Source organism: Chryseobacterium piperi, assembly GCF_002285635.2.
GTDB classification, from domain to species: Bacteria; Bacteroidota; Bacteroidia; order Flavobacteriales; family Weeksellaceae; genus Chryseobacterium; species Chryseobacterium piperi.
This window is the reverse complement of the sequence record NZ_CP023049.2, coordinates 1,768,006-1,784,843: the sequence shown is the minus strand read 5'-3', so window position 1 is coordinate 1,784,843 and position 16,838 is coordinate 1,768,006. Positions and strand designations below refer to the sequence as shown.

Sequence of the window (16,838 nt, the reverse complement as noted above, 5' to 3'; positions counted from 1 at the left end):
TTCTAATTTAGCCAAAAATTTTAATATTAATGGCGAAATCTGTAGATGAGTTTAATAAGAAAAGGCTTAGGTCTAGTAATATTACAGTAGTAATAAGTATTGCCTTAGTGTTATTTTTGTTAGGATTAATGGGGCTAATTTTAATTAATGCCCAGAAGTATTCTGACTATATCAAGGAACAATTGGTTGTGAATGCCTACTTTGATGAAAACTATGATGCTAAAGACTCTGTAAGAATTGCGAAACTGGAAGAAGAAACTTTTAAAAAAGTACAGACTTTAGCTCCTGTGAAAAGAGCAACGTATATCTCAAGAGAGATGGCTGGTAAAGAGGCAAAGGCAAGTATGGGAATTGATAGTGATGCACTTTTTGAAGAAAATATCTTCCCATCCTCCATAGAGGTTGCTTTAAAACCTGAATATGTAGATCCGGCAAAAATTGATGAAGCAATTAAAACACTAAAATCTGTTCCCGGAATTGTTGATGTAAAAAACAACAGTACCCTAATGGTAGATGTTTACAATAACCTGAACCGGATTTTAAAATGGATTTTAGGATTCTCTGTTTTATTTCTTGTTTTAGCTGTTGTGCTTATTAACAACTCAATTCGTTTGAAGATATTCTCTAAAAGGTTTATTATTAAAACCATGCAGCTGGTAGGGGCAAAAAGAAGATTTATTCTCAAGCCATTTATTATTGAAGCGATTGTACTTGGATGTATTGGCTCTCTTATCGGGCTGTTGGCATTGTTTGGAGTATGGTATTATTTTACCAGCCAGATAGGGACTACCTTTGTACAGGATAATCAACAATATTTCTGGTTAGTATTGCTGATATTTGGAGTAGGGATTTTTATCACTGTTTTGAGTACCATTATAGCAACCTGGAGATTCTTAAGAACAAACGTTGACGATTTATATTACTCTTAAAAAAATGAGCAAAAAAACAAATAAATTTTCCGCCGCAGAATTTGGTACCGATACTAAAGCTCCACAGGAAAACACTTTTTATTTTGGACAACAGAACTTTAAATGGATGCTGATAGGATTGGCATTTATTGTGGTTGGTTTTCTTTTAATGATGGGTGCTGATGCCAATACGGTAGATGGAAAGTACGATCCCAACTCGTGGAATGATGGAATCTTTTCTATTCGCAGAATCAGAATAGCTCCCTTGTTTGTGGTGATCGGCTTTGTGATAGAAGTTTACGCGATTTTAAAACGGAAATAATTTTTTTATATGAGATTAAGATGTTTTGAAATTTGGATTTTCCTGATTTCAAAACATCTTAATCTTTTAATTTTATATATATGGATTTAATCAAAGCAATCATTATTGCCATTGTAGAAGGACTTACAGAGTATTTACCGATCTCTTCTACTGCGCATATGGGATTTACAGCCAACTTACTGGGATTAGAAGAAGACGAATTTTTAAAAATGTTTCAGGTTTCCATTCAGTTTGGAGCTATTTTATCTGTGGTAGTGGCATATTGGAAGAAATTCTTTGATTTTAATAATATTCAGTTTTACTTTAAGCTTGCCTATGCAGTAGTACCTGCTTTAATTTTAGGCTATTTGTTTGATGATAAAATAGAAGCTGTTCTGGGAAATCAGATTGCAATTTCATCAGTTTTAGTCTTGGGCGGGGTCGTGTTATTATTTGCCGATCAATGGTTTAAAAATCCTAAAATTGATGATGAAAAAGGGATTACAATAAAAAAAGCGGTAACGATAGGTTTTTGGCAATGTCTTGCGATGATGCCGGGAACAAGTAGGAGTGCAGCTTCTATTATCGGAGGTATGACTCAGGGACTGACCCGAAAGGCTGCTGCTGAGTTTTCTTTCTTTTTAGCAGTACCTACAATGCTTGCCGTTACAGTATATTCTATTTTTCTGAAAACTTGGGGGAAAGAAACGGCAACGCCGCAAAAAGGATATGAAATGATCCTTTCTTCTCAGGAACATATTACTGTTTTTGTGGTGGGTAATGTCGTAGCATTTATTGTTGCATTAATTGCTATTAAAGCTTTTATCGGAGTCTTAAACAAATACGGTTTCAAACCTTGGGGCTGGTATCGTATTTTCGTTGGAGTCGCTTTACTGATTTATTTTTACTTTTTTAAATAACAGCCATCTCATCATTTGTAATTATGACTGCGGAAAACATATTGGAAGGTCACATATTTTTACTTGATAAACCTTTAGATTGGACCTCTTTTCAAGCGGTTAATAAAATGAAATATAAACTCAAACGAGAGTTTAATCTGCCTAAAAAATTTAAAATTGGCCATGCCGGGACTTTGGATCCCAGGGCAACGGGGCTTCTTATTGTATGCAGTGGAAAGTTCACCAAAAAAATTCCTGAAATACAAGATGCACCGAAGGAGTATTGGACAGAAATTAAGATAGGAGTTCAGACGGAGTCATATGATACTGAAAAACCTGAAATACTTCATCAGGATATTTCCGGTATTTCCGAAGAGCAGGTGCGAAGTGCCCTGGAAAAATTCGTAGGAGAAATAGATCAAAAACCTCCGGTTTTTTCTGCCATTAAAATTGATGGAAATAGGGCGTACAACTTAGCAAGAGCAGGAGAAGAGGTAGAAATGAAATCCCGTAAAACGACTATTTTCTACATCAAAGATATAGAAATCAATTTTCCATTAATTAGTTTTATGGTGGGATGCTCAAAAGGAACTTATATCCGGAGTCTGGCTCATGATATTGGGCAGGAACTGGGAGTAGGAGCTTACCTGACCCAACTGCGAAGAACTAAGATCGGAGACTACAAGATTGAAGACGCAACAGGACAGTTTCTGGAAAATGATTTCAGGTTTGAAAATATTGAAGTAATTAAGAACGACATAGGTTACGGAGAGGATTAATGGAAAAAACACGTATCAATAAGTATTTATCAGAAGTTGGTTTCTGCTCAAGAAGAGCAGCGGATAAACTTTTGGAGGAAGGAAGAATAAAAATCAATGGAAAGATTCCTGAATTAGGAACGAAAATCTCTGATGAGGATGTTGTGGAAGTGGATGGGAAGCCGATCAGAGAATCGGAAGAAAAACCTATTTATATTGCCTTCAATAAACCCGTTGGCATTGTATGTACAACGGATACAAAAAGAGAACAAAACAATATTGTAGATTATATTAATCATCCTAAAAGAATTTTTCCTATCGGTAGATTGGACAAACCGAGTGAAGGTCTGATTCTGCTAACTAGTGACGGGGATATTGTCAATAAAATCTTAAGAGCCAGAAATAATCACGAAAAGGAATACCTGGTAAGGGTAGATAAGCCTATTGCGCCTAGATTTTTGGAAAAGATGAGGAATGGAGTTCCTATTCTGGATACGGTAACCAAAAAATGCGAGGTTGAGAAAATTGATGATATGACCTTTAGGATTATCTTAACCCAGGGACTTAACAGACAGATTCGAAGAATGTGTGAATATCTTGGTTATGAGGTAAAAAAGCTTAAGAGAATTCGTATCATGAATATTAAATTAGACCTGCCGGTTGGAAAATGGAGAGATTTAACGGATGATGAGCTCTCAACTTTGAATACATTGCTTGAAGACTCCAGTAAAACGATAGATTAAATATATCTTCAGAAGTTAATAAGAATACAAACGCCATAGATTTTAAAACCTATGGCGTTTTTCTGACATATGTTTTTATATCTCGTGAAAGAATCTATGAGATTCCTCGGAATGACATTTAATATAGATTCAACTATATTGACTAACAAAAGGATTATATAATCATAAATACATTAATACTTTTTACATTGTACAAACAAATTACGTTGTACAAATAAAGCTATTTCAAATACAATTTCATTCTCGCTTCATATTCCGGTTTTACTTTAAGAAGGCTCCATATTTTTTTATCATCGGGATGACTGATGCGGTAGAAAATAATTTTATCCGCAGAGTATTTGAAATAGGGGTGGCCTTTTAACCATTCTTCCGGGGCTGTAACCAATGTGTATTTGGCAATGCCTGTAGCATTTAACGGACATGTTGTAATGAGCTTTTGAACCTGATCCTTATCAATATTGTACGTTTCAAGGATTTGTTGTTTATTGACAAAACCACCTAGCTTTTTTCTAAAGCCTATAATTGAACCCGCACTTTTCTCATCCAATCCGAACTCCAGAAGTTGTTTAAAAGTAATGGAGTTTAAATCAACTATAGAAAAATCTGTTTTTTCCTGATTGATTCTCGATTTGTTTTCAGTGCTGTTTACCGGATTTATTCTAATGTAGGGTTTTAGTTCTTCAAATTTTTCAGTTGATATCACAAAGCACTTTTTGAGGTCCTCAGAATTTTTAAAATAGCCATTTAAATTTTTGTTCCGATACTGAACAATAACCTGAGCTTGCTTCTGTGAAAACCCTAAAGATAGCCAGCCATTCACATCTAACGTATTGGGATCAAACGGCTGAAGTTTAGCTTTTAATTTGTGTTCAGTATGTTGAGCAGGTGTTTTTTCAGGTAAAATTAGATAGGGGGCTAATATCTGATAATTCTTTTCATTGATGATAAAACATTCTCTGAATTTTTCTTTGCTGATGAAGCTGCCTCCTAAATATGCTTTATATTTTAAAATGGCTGATGCCTGTTTATCACTAAAGCCGATTTGCATCCAGTCATTCGCTGACAGATGATCCGGGTTGAATCTTTTAGATATGATAATTGATTTTTTTTCCGGAGCCCGGAAAGAATAAGCTTTAGCTTCCTGATTATTCGCCGGAAGTAAAATATAAGGTTCCAGTTCCAGAAATTTGTCTTTCGAAATGGCATAGCATTTTTTTATCTGTTCTTTTGAAGTGAAGTGTCCCCCAATAATTTTTTTGTAATTCAGGATGGTCAAAACCTGTTTTTCTGAAAACCCTAGATTCTTCCATTGTTGATCATTAAGTTCATTAGGATTAAAATCTGATAATGGGATGGTATTGGCACGTTCAGCAATAAATGTTACAGGAAAATTTTCTTTTTCCCGACTGGTGTATTTCTGGAAGATAAACAAAATCAGCAGCAATATACCTAAGAATGCCACCTTTTGGTAATAGCTTTTTTTCATCATAAGATAAACTTAATCATAAAATAAAATGTTTAATAATAAAAAGGTGAAAAATTGATTAACAATGTCGGAATTGTTTTTTTACTCATTTTTTCTTTTTAAAAATAAACTTGAAAAGAGCTTATGATAAATTATTTTAATGTGTAAAAGGGCACTTAATACCCTTATCCTTTATAAAAAGGCATAAAAAAATCCTCAAAATTAGTTTTGAGGATTGTATTTTGTAATTTAATTGTAAACTTTCTTATTGACGTACCAAATTGTATTCAGTTCCTGAAGTTTCTTTAGTCCATGCACTACCGCTGTGCATTTGGATAGTCTTATCATTAACGATTGAAAACGTTGTTACTCTATCAGCGATATTTTTATAAATCAAAATCACTTTATTAGAGCTTTTATCATATTTCCACGTTCCTGTACTTGACATTGGCTCTGAACTTCCTGGGAATGTTTCAGCTAATGTAAATGTATTGTCTGCGTTGAAAGTAACTTCAACATTTTGCTTTGAACTTCCTGTAGGAATCATTCCTTTGTATGTTCCTGTATTAAATGTAGAGCTTGTAACTGCTGTAACGATTGCATCTTTTTGCTTTTTCATAGTGGCACAAGAAGTAGTTAATCCGATTAATGATACGCAGCTAGCTGCTAACAATAATTTTTTCATAATGAGGTTTTAATTATAAATTATCCTACTGCTAAAACAATGCCAAAACTGGTGAAACCTAATGAAAGTAACCCATTCATACATTAAGTGATTGATATTCCGTGCTAATTTATAATCATCCTCAGATTCTTTTTATTTAAAAGAAAAATGATGTAATTTTTAAATGGATCAGAGCAGGGGAACTATTCTGTATCTTTTTCCGTAAGAGAATCTTTAAGCTTTAAAAGTTCAGCTTTTACAAATTCAAGCCGGTCAATAATGGTTACGGTTTCAGAAATTTTGCTGTTGGTGGTCAAAGCAATTCGCGCTCCATCCAGAGTGTATCCTTTCTCTTTAACCAAATGATAGATGATTTGAAGATTTTTAATATCTTCAGGAGTAAAGTACCGGTTTCCCTTTTTATTCTTTTTAGGTTTTATGATAGGGAATTCCTGTTCCCAATAACGTATCAGTGAAGTATTTACATCAAATGCTCTTGCAACTTCTCCTATTGAATAATACAGTTTATCAGGTAAATTTATCTTCATTTTACGAATCCTAGAGTTCAAAGATAAAATTTTTTAAAATGTATTACAAGTATAGGCTCTAAATAAGTTTTAAACCATTTTTATTTTTTTATTACTTTCATTTCTCAGGTATATTTAATGCGATTAAATAAAACACTTTTTTTACTTTTGGGGTAAATTAAAATAAGGATGAGTTCTATATCGGTACTTCATATTGATCTTTTTCAGGCAGGTAAGAATTCTTCCGATTTTTATTTCAATACGATGAAAGATCACCTGGTTTCCAGTCATAAACATATTGAGAAACCCCATCGTCATGACTTTTACGCTACTGTTCTTTTTACAAAAGGAAAAGGAATCCACGAGATCGATTTCCAGAAATACGATGTTTCTGAAGGAAGTCTTTTCTTTCTGTCACCGGGTCAGGTACACAGTTGGGAACTTTCAGATGATACAGACGGATATATCTTTTTTTTCTCTCAGGAATATTATGATATGCATTATGTGAATCAACACCTTCGTAATTTTCCTTTTTTCAATTCTATCGTCTCTTCCCGAAAACTTCAGTTGGAAACTTTGGAATTACAAAAAATGATTACGGAATTTGAAGAAATTCAGGAAGAATATAATACCCAGAACCTGATGAAAGAAGGATTGATACTCTCGCTGATTACTAAGGTATACATTCATGCTTCCCGATTGTTTTCGAAAAATTATGATACCCTGAGTTCGGGGGCAACTGTTTCTTATTTTAAACATTATCAGGAGTTTGAAAATCTGCTTGAAGAATATTATACAAAAGAAAAATCGATTTCTTATTATGCTGATATGCTTGATATTTCCTCTAAGCATTTAAACAGGATTACCCAGACTGTAGTTCAAAAAACAGCTACAGAGGTTATTACTGAAAGAGTGATTCTTGAAGCAAAAAGAATGTTGATGTATCTTGATGAAAGCTTAGTTGATATTGCTTTCAGATTGGGATATGAAGAGTATTCTTATTTTGTAAGAGTATTCCGGAAAAGCTCCGGAATGACTCCCACACAATTTATAAAGAAATACAAGGTTTAATATTACAGCATCAGTTTAAAAGGTCCTTCAAAAGTCGTTTCATAAGAGTCCACAACTTTTCCGTTTTGATCAATTACAGCAATAACAATATTTTGTTTGGAGAATCGCATTTCTTCTTCAGGAAATGTAATATTGATATTGCCCTTCAGGATCTGATCTCCTTTTAAAATAATTTTATCCGAACCAAAGAAAGTGATCTCTCCATTCTGAGGGCTGATGACTTTAATGGTCAGTACTTTATTTTCATTTGTCTTATTCAGGAACGTATAAATGAAAGTATTGGTTATTTTTCCGTTTTTAGTAAAGAAAGTAGAACCGGCAGGTTTAATGAATTTAGCTTCCATAGAACCACGGTCATACATTAAAAATCCAAGAAACCCAATCAGTAAAGCGAGGAAGACGGTGGTTACTTTCATTCTTGAAGTAAAAGTAAAAGGAGTCCGGTTTTCAATTTCTGCCTCAGTGGCATAGCGCACCAATCCTTTTGGAAGACCTACTTTTTCCATGATTTCATCACAAGCGTCAATACACGCCGTACAATTGATACATTCCAGTTGTTGACCATTTCTTATATCAATACCTGTAGGGCATACGACAACACATTGCTGGCAATCTATACAATCTCCTTTTCCTTCAGCTTTTCTGTCCTCACCATTTCTCCACTTAGAACGATTTTCCCCTCTTTTGAAGTCATAATATACATTGATGGTTTGTTTGTCAATCAGAACTCCTTGTAATCTTCCGTAAGGACAGACTAAAGTACAGACCTGTTCCCGAAGCCATGCGAATGTAAAATAAAAAATGGCTGTAAATGAAAGCATCACTATAAACTTTAATGAATGTTCCGCAGGTCCTTCACTCATGATTAGGAAAACGTCATCGTAACCAACAATATACATAAACATAAAATGAGTGATAAGCAATGAAATCAATATAAATAGGCCCCATTTTGTTACCCTTTTTCTGATCTTTTCAGCGTCCCAATCCTGTCTTTCCAGTTTCATCTGTTTATTTCGGTCTCCCTCAATCCAGTATTCAATTTTTCTGAAAACCATTTCCATAAAAAGGGTTTGCGGACAAAGCCATCCACAAAAAATCCTTCCAAATACTACCGTAAAGAGCATAACGAAAATAACTGAAGTAACCGCTCCCAAGGCTAAGATGAAAAAATCCTGAAGGTAAAAAGGTTGTCCCAGAATGAAAAATTTTCTGTCAATTACATTAATCAGCAAAAACGGATTATTATTAATTTTTACAAATGGTAAACCGAAGAATAAGATAAGCAGCACATAGCTTGTGTAATTTCTGTAATTGGTATATTTTCCTTTTGGCTTTCTCGGGAATACCCATTTTCTTTTTCCGGTATCGTCCATTGTTCCTACTGAATTTCGGAAAGCTTCATTTTCTATGGAAGGAACAGGAATAGGTGTAGAATTGGTTTCTGTATTCATTGCTTCTGTTTAAATATCAACTTAAATAATGTCTTATTTTGAATCCTGTATAATAAAAAGTTTCCCATGGTTTTCTTCATGCAAAGCTCTTGATTAAAAGCTTCCGGAACTAATATTATCTACTTATAGAATAGGATAATTAGGACATTTTATAAGTTTTGATGATGAAAAGCCCAGGGCTTTATTAGAGAAAATTGATATATATATATTAATGTATCAAATTGAGAGAATATCATTTGAATCTTAGTTTTCATGTTGTACATTGCATGCTTTAAAAAAGATAGAATGAAAAATCTCTTTAAAATAAGTTGGATTGGTTTGGTTTTAGTATTACTAAATTGCAAATCAGTAAATTATACTAATATGTTTTATGGTGATGTAAGGCCAGAAAAGGTCTCTGGTAAATTCAGTTTTACAGAGGGACCATCTTCGGACAAGGAAGGGAATGTTTATTTTACGGATCAGCCTAATGATAAAATTTACTTTTGGAACTGGAAAACCAATGAGATTAAAGAATTTTTACATAAAACGGGAAGAGCTAACGGAACACATTTCGATAAAGACGATAACCTGATTACCTGTTCTGATGATCAGGGTGAGATCTGGAAGATTTCCAAGGACAAAAAAATACAGATTATATTGAAAGGTTTCGAAGGAAAAAGGCTTAACGGTCCCAATGATCTTTGGGGAGATTCTTTTGGTGGAATGTATTTTACTGATCCTTTGTATGAAAGAGATTATTGGATAGGGTTCGAACAGGAAATACCCCATAAAAGTCTGTATTATAGAAGTAAAGAGGGGAAAGTTACTAAACTTGATACGTTTACACAGCCTAACGGGATTGCAGGAAGTGAGAAGTATAAAAAACTATATGTTTCGGATATAGATGCCGGAAAAACATATGTTTATGATATTTTAGGGGAGGGACAACTTTCTGAAAAGAGGTTGTTTTGTGAAATGGGTTCTGATGGAATGACCCTGGATAAACATGGTAATCTGTATTTAACCGGTAATGGAGTCAGTGTTTTTAATAGGGACGGGAAAAAGATATACCAGATTCCCATTCCTGAAAAATGGACGTCGAATGTAACCTTTGGAGGAAAAAATAACCATGTCTTATTTATTACTGCATCAGAATCAGTATATATCTTGCCAACCAGAGTAAAAGGGACAAAATAAAGAAAACTTTTAAAACTCATTATGAGGATTAAAGTGATGAAGCCATCTCAGAATAATCAATTCATAGAATTTTTAAACTGAGATGGCTTCGTTGTAACTTGTAACGTTATTATGTATTAGTAAGCTACTTCCATTTTAACTTTCTTGCCTTTTAGCTTTTCGTTCGCTAATTTTTTCAATAAGGAACTTACTTTTTTTCTTGAAACCGCAACGTAGGAAGTGGTGTCTTTTACTTCGATTAGACCAATGTCTTCTTTTTGAAGTTCGCCCTTTTTGATCAGGTATCCGACGATATCCACCTTATTCACTTTATCTTTCTTTCCTGCGCTGATGTATACCGTTTGAAAAGGTGTTTTTTCAGGAACTTTGTCGTATCCGGAAACACTTTCTTCAGGCGTATTGTTTTTGATGAAAGGAAATTTTTCTTCCGCAGTCATAATCAAATAAGCGAAACCTTTAGCATTCATTCTCGCAGTACGTCCATTTCTGTGGATGAAGGCATCTTCTTGTGAAGGAAGTTGATAATGAACAATAGATTCTACTTCAGGAACATCCAATCCGCGGGACGCCAAATCGGTAGTGATTAAAATTCTTGCAGAATCATTTCTGAACTTTAACAATGCTCGTTCTCTTTCATCCTGTTCCATTCCACCATGGAAAGTTTCTCTGTCAATTCCTTTTTCATGTAAAAGGTCTGAAATACGGTCTACTGCTTCACGGTGATTACAGAAAATCAATGTTCTTTTATTCCCTATTTTACAAATCAAATTAAAAAGAGTATCCAGTTTTTCCTCAGAAATGGTCATTACTTTTCTTAATTGAATATCAGGTTTTGCTTCGGCTAATTTTAAAAAATCAATTACCTTTTCATTTTTCAAGCCCGTAAAATCAGGGATTTCATCCATTGCTGTGGCTGAAGTTAAAATACGCTGCGAAAGGGCTACTTGAGAATTAATAATATATTCCATGTCATCATGAAAGCCTAATTCCAATGCTTTATCAAATTCGTCCAGGACCAATGTCTGGATCGTCTTAGCGGTAAAGTTTTTATTTCTAAGATGGTAGGCAACTCTCCCTGGAGTTCCTATTAAGACTGCCGGAGCTTCAATTAGATTATTGATTTCAATTTTTTTATCATGCCCTCCATAGCAGACAGAAACTTTGAAATCAGTTCCCATCGACTTGAAAACCTGTTCTATCTGTAAAGCTAATTCTCTTGCAGGAACCAGGATTAATGCCTGAACTCCGGAAGCATCTTTTTTAAGATTTCTAAGAACGGGAAATAAAAAAGCCAGTGTCTTTCCTGATCCAGTAGGAGAAAGTAAAACAACGTCAGTATTGTTTTCAGTGGTTTTATAAGTAGATTTCTGCATCTGATTCATATCCTGAATCTGCAGTTTTTGGTAAATTGATTCTAATTCCATGTTGCAAAGATAATGATTTTAGGTGGCAGGTTTTCGAGTTTCGGGATTCGAGTTTGGAGTGTCGGGATTAAGGTTGGATGGATACTATTGTTATTGACTAGGTCTAATCTTCGACTTCTGGAGGAAGTGAAGCATATATATTATTACCAATTATTTATTGTTTGTTTTTTTGGAGCTGTTTCCCGCTTTTCGTTGCAATCTTTTTTTTCAAAAAAGGATTTCCACTGCAATCGGGGCTAGACCTAATAGCTCTGTCATTGCGAGGAGCTCAGCGAAGAAACAATCACATTAAAACCTTACGCAACAGATGGAGTTGTTAAAACCATACAGAAGCAGTAACCTCACAGCGAGCACTGGAAATGCTCAGCACAAGGAGTATGAGCGGATAGCGGGAAGCAGCTCCCAAAAGAAAGGAAGTTAGAAAATGGATGTTAGAAGTTGTGTGAAGATATTCCAATCTTTCAATTTTTAAATCCTTTAATCTTTTATAATAGATTTGACAGCCAGTTATTTAGGTCTGATATTGTATAGAGTAAAAGTATTGGTTATGTGAAAAAAACTTCGTATATTTGCACCCACTTTTTGTGGTCAAGGTTTGAAAAGGTAAAATATTAAAAATTAATTACTTCCGTATTTTTTAAATCCACATTTATTCAAACCATTAAAAAAGAAGGAATACAAATTTTATTAGAAAATGTCAAAAGAGACAAATTCAGCAGAGGTTTTATTAAACCAAAACGTAGCACCAGAACAATTTGATTGGGATTCTTTCGAATCAGGTCTTGATGCAGATGCGAGAAAAGAAAAAAGTGATTTAGAAGAAATCTACAACGGATCTCTAAACAGCCTAAACGATAATGACGTTTTAGTGGGTAGAGTAGTTAGATTAACTGATAAAGAAGCTATCGTAGACATCAACTTCAAATCAGAAGGTGTTATTTCTCTTAACGAATTCCGTTACAACCAAGGGTTACAAGTAGGTGATGAGGTAGAAGTAATGGTTGACAGAAGAGAAGACAAAACTGGACAATTACAATTATCTCACAGAAAAGCAAGAACGCTTAAGGCTTGGGATAGAGTAAACGAACTTCACGAAACTGGAGAAATCGTTAACGGTTTTGTGAAATCAAGAACTAAAGGAGGTATGATCGTTGACGTACACGGAATCGAAGCATTCTTACCTGGTTCTCAAATTGACGTTAAGCCAATTAAAGATTACGATCAGTTTGTAGGTAAAACTATGGAGTTCAAAGTTGTGAAAATCAACCCTGAGTTCAAAAACGTAGTAGTATCTCACAAAGCATTGATCGAAGCAGATATCGAAGGTCAGAAAAAAGAAATCATCGCTCAGCTTGAAAAAGGTCAGGTTCTTGAAGGAACTGTTAAGAACATTACTTCTTACGGTGTATTCATTGACTTAGGTGGTGTAGATGGATTGATCCACATTACAGACCTTTCTTGGTCTAGAGTGAACCACCCATCTGAAATCTTAGAAGATGGACAAACTGTAAAAGTTGTTATCCTTGATTTCGATGATGAGAAAACAAGAATCCAATTAGGTATGAAGCAATTAGAAGCTCATCCTTGGGATGCTCTTTCTGCTGACATGAAAGTTGGAGACAAAGTAAAAGGAAAAGTAGTAGTTCTTGCTGATTATGGTGCATTTGTAGAAATCGCTCCAGGTGTAGAAGGATTGATCCACGTTTCTGAAATGTCTTGGTCTACTCACTTAAGATCTGCTGGTGATTTTGTAAAAGTAGGTGATGAAGTAGAAGCTGAAGTATTAACTTTAGATAGAGAAGAAAGAAAAATTTCACTTGGTATCAAGCAATTGTCTAAAGATCCATGGGAAAATATCGAAACTAAGTACCCTGTAGGATCTCAGCACGTAGGAACTGTAAGAAACTTCACTAACTTTGGTGTATTCGTAGAGTTAGAAGAAGGTATCGACGGTTTAATCTACATCTCTGATCTTTCTTGGACTAAGAAAATCAAGCACCCATCTGAATTCTGTGCAGTAGGTGATAAATTAGATGTTATCGTTCTTGAATTAGATATCCAGGCTAGAAGATTATCTCTAGGTCACAAGCAATTGACTGAAAACCCTTGGGATAAATTCGAAACTAAATATGCTGAAGGAACTATTCACGCTGGTAAAGCTGTAGAAGTTCACGATAAAGGAGCTTCTGTACAATTCGAAGATGCTGAGGTTGAAGCTTTCTGTCCTTCAAGATTATTAGAGAAAGAAGATGGATCTAAAATCAAAAAAGGTGAAGAAGCTCAATTCAAAGTAATTGAATTCAACAAAGAATTCAAGAGAGTAGTAGTATCTCACACTGGAATCTTCAGAGATGAAGAAAAGAAAAATGTAAAAGAATCTAGCAATAGATCTTCTGCATCTTCATCTTCTTCTAACGAAGAAAGATCAACTCTTGGAGATATTGATGCATTAGCAGAATTAAAAAGAAAAATGGAAGAAGGTAAATAATCTTCATTCATTATGAATACATGAAGCCACTCGAAAGAGTGGCTTTTTTTATTTGTATTATCACTTTTTCAATACAAATAAACAATGTGAATTGATATTTTAATCAATAAACAGGTGTGTTGTGAAGTTGTTAAATTGCTTTGAATAGTATGTTTTTACTTATTTAGTTTATTTTTTATAATTAAATTATCTAAAATAGATTTTGAATAGTAAATAATTGTAAATTAGCGACTTTATTAATGTATATGAAAAAGATAACTCTATCTGTTTTTTTTGCTGTATTCGCAGTATTTCAGTCTTCCGATTTATTTTCTCAAGATAAAGAAAGACTTATTAAGGATTATATTTCTCAAAATAAAATAAGAGAATATAAAAAGTCGGACCTTAATAATTTCATTATTGATAATGTCGATACTTCAGGCTCCTTGAATGGGGATGTAGTCAAGTTCCAGCAAACGTATAACGGGCTTCCTGTTTACAGCTCTGTAGGAACAGCATTGATCAAAAATGATAAGATTGTATATTATACAGATAACTTTGTAAAGAACTATACTCAGTCTACTTCTAATTCTGCGCAGATTAATAAAGCTGCTGCTTTACAAAAATTGGCAAGCGAACTTAGAAATCCTGATATTGCTGATTTTAAGATTCAGGGATTTTTTGAAAAAAGTACTGATAATAAAAAGACAGCAAAACAAAGGCTGGTCTATGCTAATGATGCTCATGGAGATTTACGTTTAGCATATGAGTACATCGTGATGGAGCCTAAATCTTCAAATTATTGGAATATTTTGGTAGATGCCCATAACGGAAATATTATTGAGAAAAATAATTTAACACTGTCTTGTAACTTCAAACCGGATGCGTATGTTTCCGATGCCGAGGCTATAAAGAGTAATGCGTGGGTTGGTCCTGAAAATCATCAATCACAAAATTTTGTTTTGGCGGCTGATCCGGCAAGTTACAATGTATTTCCGACTCCGATAGAAGCACCAACATTTGGTTCAAGGTCTGTTATTTCTAATCCATGGATAATAGCATCGTCGCCGGACGGATGGCATTCAGATGGGACAACAAATTATACCATTACAAGAGGGAATAACGTGTATGCTTATGAAGATACCGCTAATACAAATGCTCCGGGATTTTCTCCTGACGGGGGAGCTTCCAGAAATTTTAACTTTCCTTTCAGTATTAATGGTAGTCCGACAGCGAATCGAAGTGCTGCTATTACCAATTTATTTTATATCAGTAATAGAGTTCATGATGTTTTCTATAAATTCGGTTTTACTGAATCTGCCAGGAATTTCCAGCAAAATAATTATGGACTAGGCGGTCTTGATGATGATTCTGTATATGCTGAAGCACAAGATGGCGGTGGTACAAATAATGCCAATTTTTCAAGCCCGCCGGATAACTATAATCCGAGAATGCAGATGTATTTATGGTCTGCAAAAAACAGGCTTTTCTTTTATAATACTCCTACCAGTGCAGTTCAGCGTCAGCCAGGAGCTGGATTTGCACAATTTGGTCCGGCATTAAATGCTACAGGAGTTACAGGAAATGTACAGCTGTTATCTGTATTGGATGGATGTTCGGCTTTACCTGCAGGCTCACTTACCGGGAAAATAGGATTGGTTGAAAGAGGAACTTGTTCTTTCGTTATTAAAACGAAAAATCTGCAAGATGCCGGCGCAACTGCTGCTATTATCTATAATAATGCAGTTAATGGAGCTACTATCGGTAATATGTCGGGAGTTGATACCACGATTACCATTCCTTCCGTTTTAATTGCAAATGGAGAGGGTGAATATATTAAAACACAGCTTTCAGCTGCTGCAACAGTGAATGTTACGTTGAAAAATGATCCGGCAACAAGTGTTACTCCGGATGGAAGCTTTGATAATGGTATTGTGATCCATGAATATGGTCATGGAATTTCTAACCGATTAACAGGAACCGGATATGGGTGCTTGAGTTCTTCAGCTGATAAAGAACAGATGGGAGAAGGATGGTCGGATTTCTTTGCTGTGATGTTAACCAATAAGGCTGGAGATAATGCTTCAGTTCCTAGAGGAATGGGAACTTATGCATCAGGAGAGCTTACGGATGGGCAAGGAATACGTCCTGCAAAATATTCTCCTGATTTTACAATTAATAATTTTACTTATGGAGATACCAATGGTATGGAATATACCAATCAGAGTGGAAATCTGGTTCCGGATGTGCACTCTATAGGGTTTATATGGGCAAGTATGTTGTGGGATCTGCATTGGCAGTATGTTGCGAAATACGGTTATTCTTCAGATGTAACGGCGAATGCAACTAATGGTAGCTCAAGAGTGTTACAGCTTGTAACGAATGCATTAAAACTTCAGGCATGTAATCCTACATTTATTGATGGAAGAAATGCGATATTAGCAGCAGAGCAGGCTACCACCCAAGGACAAGACAGATGTATGATCTGGAAAACTTTTGCAAAAAGAGGCCTTGGTGTCAATGCAAGTGCGGGATCTAAAACCAATATTAATGATCAGGTTGAAGATTTCTCTATCCCGGCTGAATGCCCTTTGTTGGCAACGGATGAAGTAAAATCTGTAAAGAGTAATACTATTTCGATCTACCCTAATCCGGCTAAAAATGAATTTTACATCAACTTCCCAAGCAATACAATGGGTAAGGTAAGTGTTGAAATTTATGATATGTCAGGAAAGTTGGTAGCTTCCGAGGATAAAATTTCTCCGGATGCTAAAAAAGCAATTTCTACAGACAGAATGATCAACGGAACTTATATGGTAAAAGTAAAAGGCTTAGGCTTCGATGCGGTATCTAAAGTTATCGTTAAAAAATAGGTAATTTATATCTTTATATTCATCACCCCAGGTAAAACCTGGGGTGATTTTATTTATCTATAGAGGCATCGCTCCTCAGGTAATTAAATTATTATATTGTACCTTTGC

At 34.8% G+C, this 16,838-nt stretch carries 14 protein-coding genes; 9 read left to right on the top strand and 5 right to left on the bottom strand.

Features of this window, described 5'->3' with window-relative positions; all coding sequences use genetic code 11:
• The first annotated feature begins 29 nt into the window (after positions 1-29).
• From CJF12_RS07805 to rluF, 5 genes are all read left to right on the top strand, one after another.
• Positions 30-929 carry a cell division protein FtsX gene (locus CJF12_RS07805; RefSeq protein ID WP_034686637.1) on the top strand — a complete coding sequence of 300 codons (900 nt, stop codon included), beginning with the start codon at positions 30-32 and terminating at the stop codon, positions 927-929.
• A 4-nt stretch (positions 930-933) separates the two neighbouring features.
• A complete protein-coding gene (locus CJF12_RS07800; RefSeq protein WP_034686639.1) occupies positions 934-1,230 on the top strand; it encodes a DUF3098 domain-containing protein in 297 nt (98 codons plus the stop codon).
• Positions 1,231-1,310: 80 nt separating this feature from the next.
• Positions 1,311-2,129 carry an undecaprenyl-diphosphate phosphatase gene (locus CJF12_RS07795; protein WP_034686641.1) on the top strand — a complete coding sequence of 273 codons (819 nt, stop codon included), beginning with the start codon at positions 1,311-1,313 and terminating at the stop codon, positions 2,127-2,129.
• Positions 2,130-2,152: 23 nt separating this feature from the next.
• Positions 2,153-2,887: a tRNA pseudouridine(55) synthase TruB gene (gene truB, locus CJF12_RS07790; RefSeq protein WP_034686642.1), complete on the top strand. Its 735-nt coding sequence runs from the start codon at positions 2,153-2,155 to the stop codon at positions 2,885-2,887.
• Positions 2,887-3,609, top strand: a complete 723-nt coding sequence (gene rluF, locus CJF12_RS07785) for a 23S rRNA pseudouridine(2604) synthase RluF (protein WP_034686643.1) — start codon at positions 2,887-2,889, stop codon at positions 3,607-3,609. The genes truB and rluF overlap by 1 nt, the downstream gene beginning before the upstream one ends.
• A gap of 220 nt (positions 3,610-3,829) precedes the next feature.
• Here the strand turns inward: rluF and CJF12_RS07780 are convergent, their stop codons facing one another.
• The 3 genes from CJF12_RS07780 to CJF12_RS07770 all read right to left on the bottom strand — a co-directional run bounded on the left by CJF12_RS07780 (position 3,830) and on the right by CJF12_RS07770 (position 6,286).
• Positions 3,830-5,098 (bottom strand): helix-hairpin-helix domain-containing protein, encoded by a 1,269-nt coding sequence (locus CJF12_RS07780; RefSeq protein WP_316930828.1) that lies wholly within the window; start codon positions 5,096-5,098, stop codon positions 3,830-3,832.
• 241 nt (positions 5,099-5,339) lie between these two features.
• Entirely contained in the window at positions 5,340-5,759 is a 420-nt protein-coding gene (locus CJF12_RS07775) for a copper resistance protein NlpE N-terminal domain-containing protein (RefSeq protein ID WP_034686644.1), read from the bottom strand.
• A 182-nt stretch (positions 5,760-5,941) separates the two neighbouring features.
• A complete protein-coding gene (locus CJF12_RS07770) occupies positions 5,942-6,286 on the bottom strand; it encodes a MerR family transcriptional regulator (RefSeq protein WP_034686646.1) in 345 nt (114 codons plus the stop codon).
• 168 nt (positions 6,287-6,454) lie between these two features.
• Here CJF12_RS07770 and CJF12_RS07765 point away from each other — a divergent pair, with 168 nt between their 5' ends.
• Positions 6,455-7,336, top strand: a complete 882-nt coding sequence (locus CJF12_RS07765; protein ID WP_034686647.1) for a helix-turn-helix domain-containing protein — start codon at positions 6,455-6,457, stop codon at positions 7,334-7,336.
• A gap of 2 nt (positions 7,337-7,338) precedes the next feature.
• Here the strand turns inward: CJF12_RS07765 and ccoG are convergent, their stop codons facing one another.
• Positions 7,339-8,787 (bottom strand): cytochrome c oxidase accessory protein CcoG, encoded by a 1,449-nt coding sequence (gene ccoG, locus CJF12_RS07760; protein WP_051887366.1) that lies wholly within the window; start codon positions 8,785-8,787, stop codon positions 7,339-7,341.
• 285 nt (positions 8,788-9,072) lie between these two features.
• Here ccoG and CJF12_RS07755 point away from each other — a divergent pair, with 285 nt between their 5' ends.
• Positions 9,073-9,966 carry an SMP-30/gluconolactonase/LRE family protein gene (locus CJF12_RS07755; RefSeq protein WP_034686671.1) on the top strand — a complete coding sequence of 298 codons (894 nt, stop codon included), beginning with the start codon at positions 9,073-9,075 and terminating at the stop codon, positions 9,964-9,966.
• 116 nt (positions 9,967-10,082) lie between these two features.
• Here CJF12_RS07755 and CJF12_RS07750 read toward each other — a convergent pair whose 3' ends face one another.
• Positions 10,083-11,390, bottom strand: coding sequence for a DEAD/DEAH box helicase (locus tag CJF12_RS07750; protein ID WP_034686648.1), 1,308 nt, complete (start codon positions 11,388-11,390; stop codon positions 10,083-10,085).
• 694 nt (positions 11,391-12,084) lie between these two features.
• Here CJF12_RS07750 and rpsA point away from each other — a divergent pair.
• On the top strand, positions 12,085-13,878 hold the full coding sequence (gene rpsA, locus CJF12_RS07745; protein ID WP_034686649.1) for a 30S ribosomal protein S1: 1,794 nt from the start codon (positions 12,085-12,087) through the stop codon (positions 13,876-13,878).
• Positions 13,879-14,123: 245 nt separating this feature from the next.
• A complete protein-coding gene (locus tag CJF12_RS07740) occupies positions 14,124-16,730 on the top strand; it encodes a T9SS-dependent M36 family metallopeptidase (RefSeq protein WP_228379113.1) in 2,607 nt (868 codons plus the stop codon).
• Positions 16,731-16,838 lie beyond the last annotated feature (108 nt).

Excerpts from the sequence above, each read along its gene's own strand:
- CJF12_RS07805 (WP_034686637.1), top strand. The coding sequence starts at position 30 with ATGGCGAAATCTGTAGATGAGTTTAATAAGAAAAGGCTTAGGTCTAGT.
- CJF12_RS07800 (WP_034686639.1), top strand. The coding sequence starts at position 934 with ATGAGCAAAAAAACAAATAAATTTTCCGCCGCAGAATTTGGTACCGAT.
- CJF12_RS07795 (WP_034686641.1), top strand. The coding sequence starts at position 1,311 with ATGGATTTAATCAAAGCAATCATTATTGCCATTGTAGAAGGACTTACA.
- truB (WP_034686642.1), top strand. The coding sequence starts at position 2,153 with ATGACTGCGGAAAACATATTGGAAGGTCACATATTTTTACTTGATAAA.
- rluF (WP_034686643.1), top strand. The coding sequence starts at position 2,887 with ATGGAAAAAACACGTATCAATAAGTATTTATCAGAAGTTGGTTTCTGC.
- CJF12_RS07780 (WP_316930828.1), bottom strand. The coding sequence starts at position 5,098 with ATGATGAAAAAAAGCTATTACCAAAAGGTGGCATTCTTAGGTATATTG.
- CJF12_RS07775 (WP_034686644.1), bottom strand. The coding sequence starts at position 5,759 with ATGAAAAAATTATTGTTAGCAGCTAGCTGCGTATCATTAATCGGATTA.
- CJF12_RS07770 (WP_034686646.1), bottom strand. The coding sequence starts at position 6,286 with ATGAAGATAAATTTACCTGATAAACTGTATTATTCAATAGGAGAAGTT.
- CJF12_RS07765 (WP_034686647.1), top strand. The coding sequence starts at position 6,455 with ATGAGTTCTATATCGGTACTTCATATTGATCTTTTTCAGGCAGGTAAG.
- ccoG (WP_051887366.1), bottom strand. The coding sequence starts at position 8,787 with ATGAATACAGAAACCAATTCTACACCTATTCCTGTTCCTTCCATAGAA.
- CJF12_RS07755 (WP_034686671.1), top strand. The coding sequence starts at position 9,073 with ATGAAAAATCTCTTTAAAATAAGTTGGATTGGTTTGGTTTTAGTATTA.
- CJF12_RS07750 (WP_034686648.1), bottom strand. The coding sequence starts at position 11,390 with ATGGAATTAGAATCAATTTACCAAAAACTGCAGATTCAGGATATGAAT.
- rpsA (WP_034686649.1), top strand. The coding sequence starts at position 12,085 with ATGTCAAAAGAGACAAATTCAGCAGAGGTTTTATTAAACCAAAACGTA.
- CJF12_RS07740 (WP_228379113.1), top strand. The coding sequence starts at position 14,124 with ATGAAAAAGATAACTCTATCTGTTTTTTTTGCTGTATTCGCAGTATTT.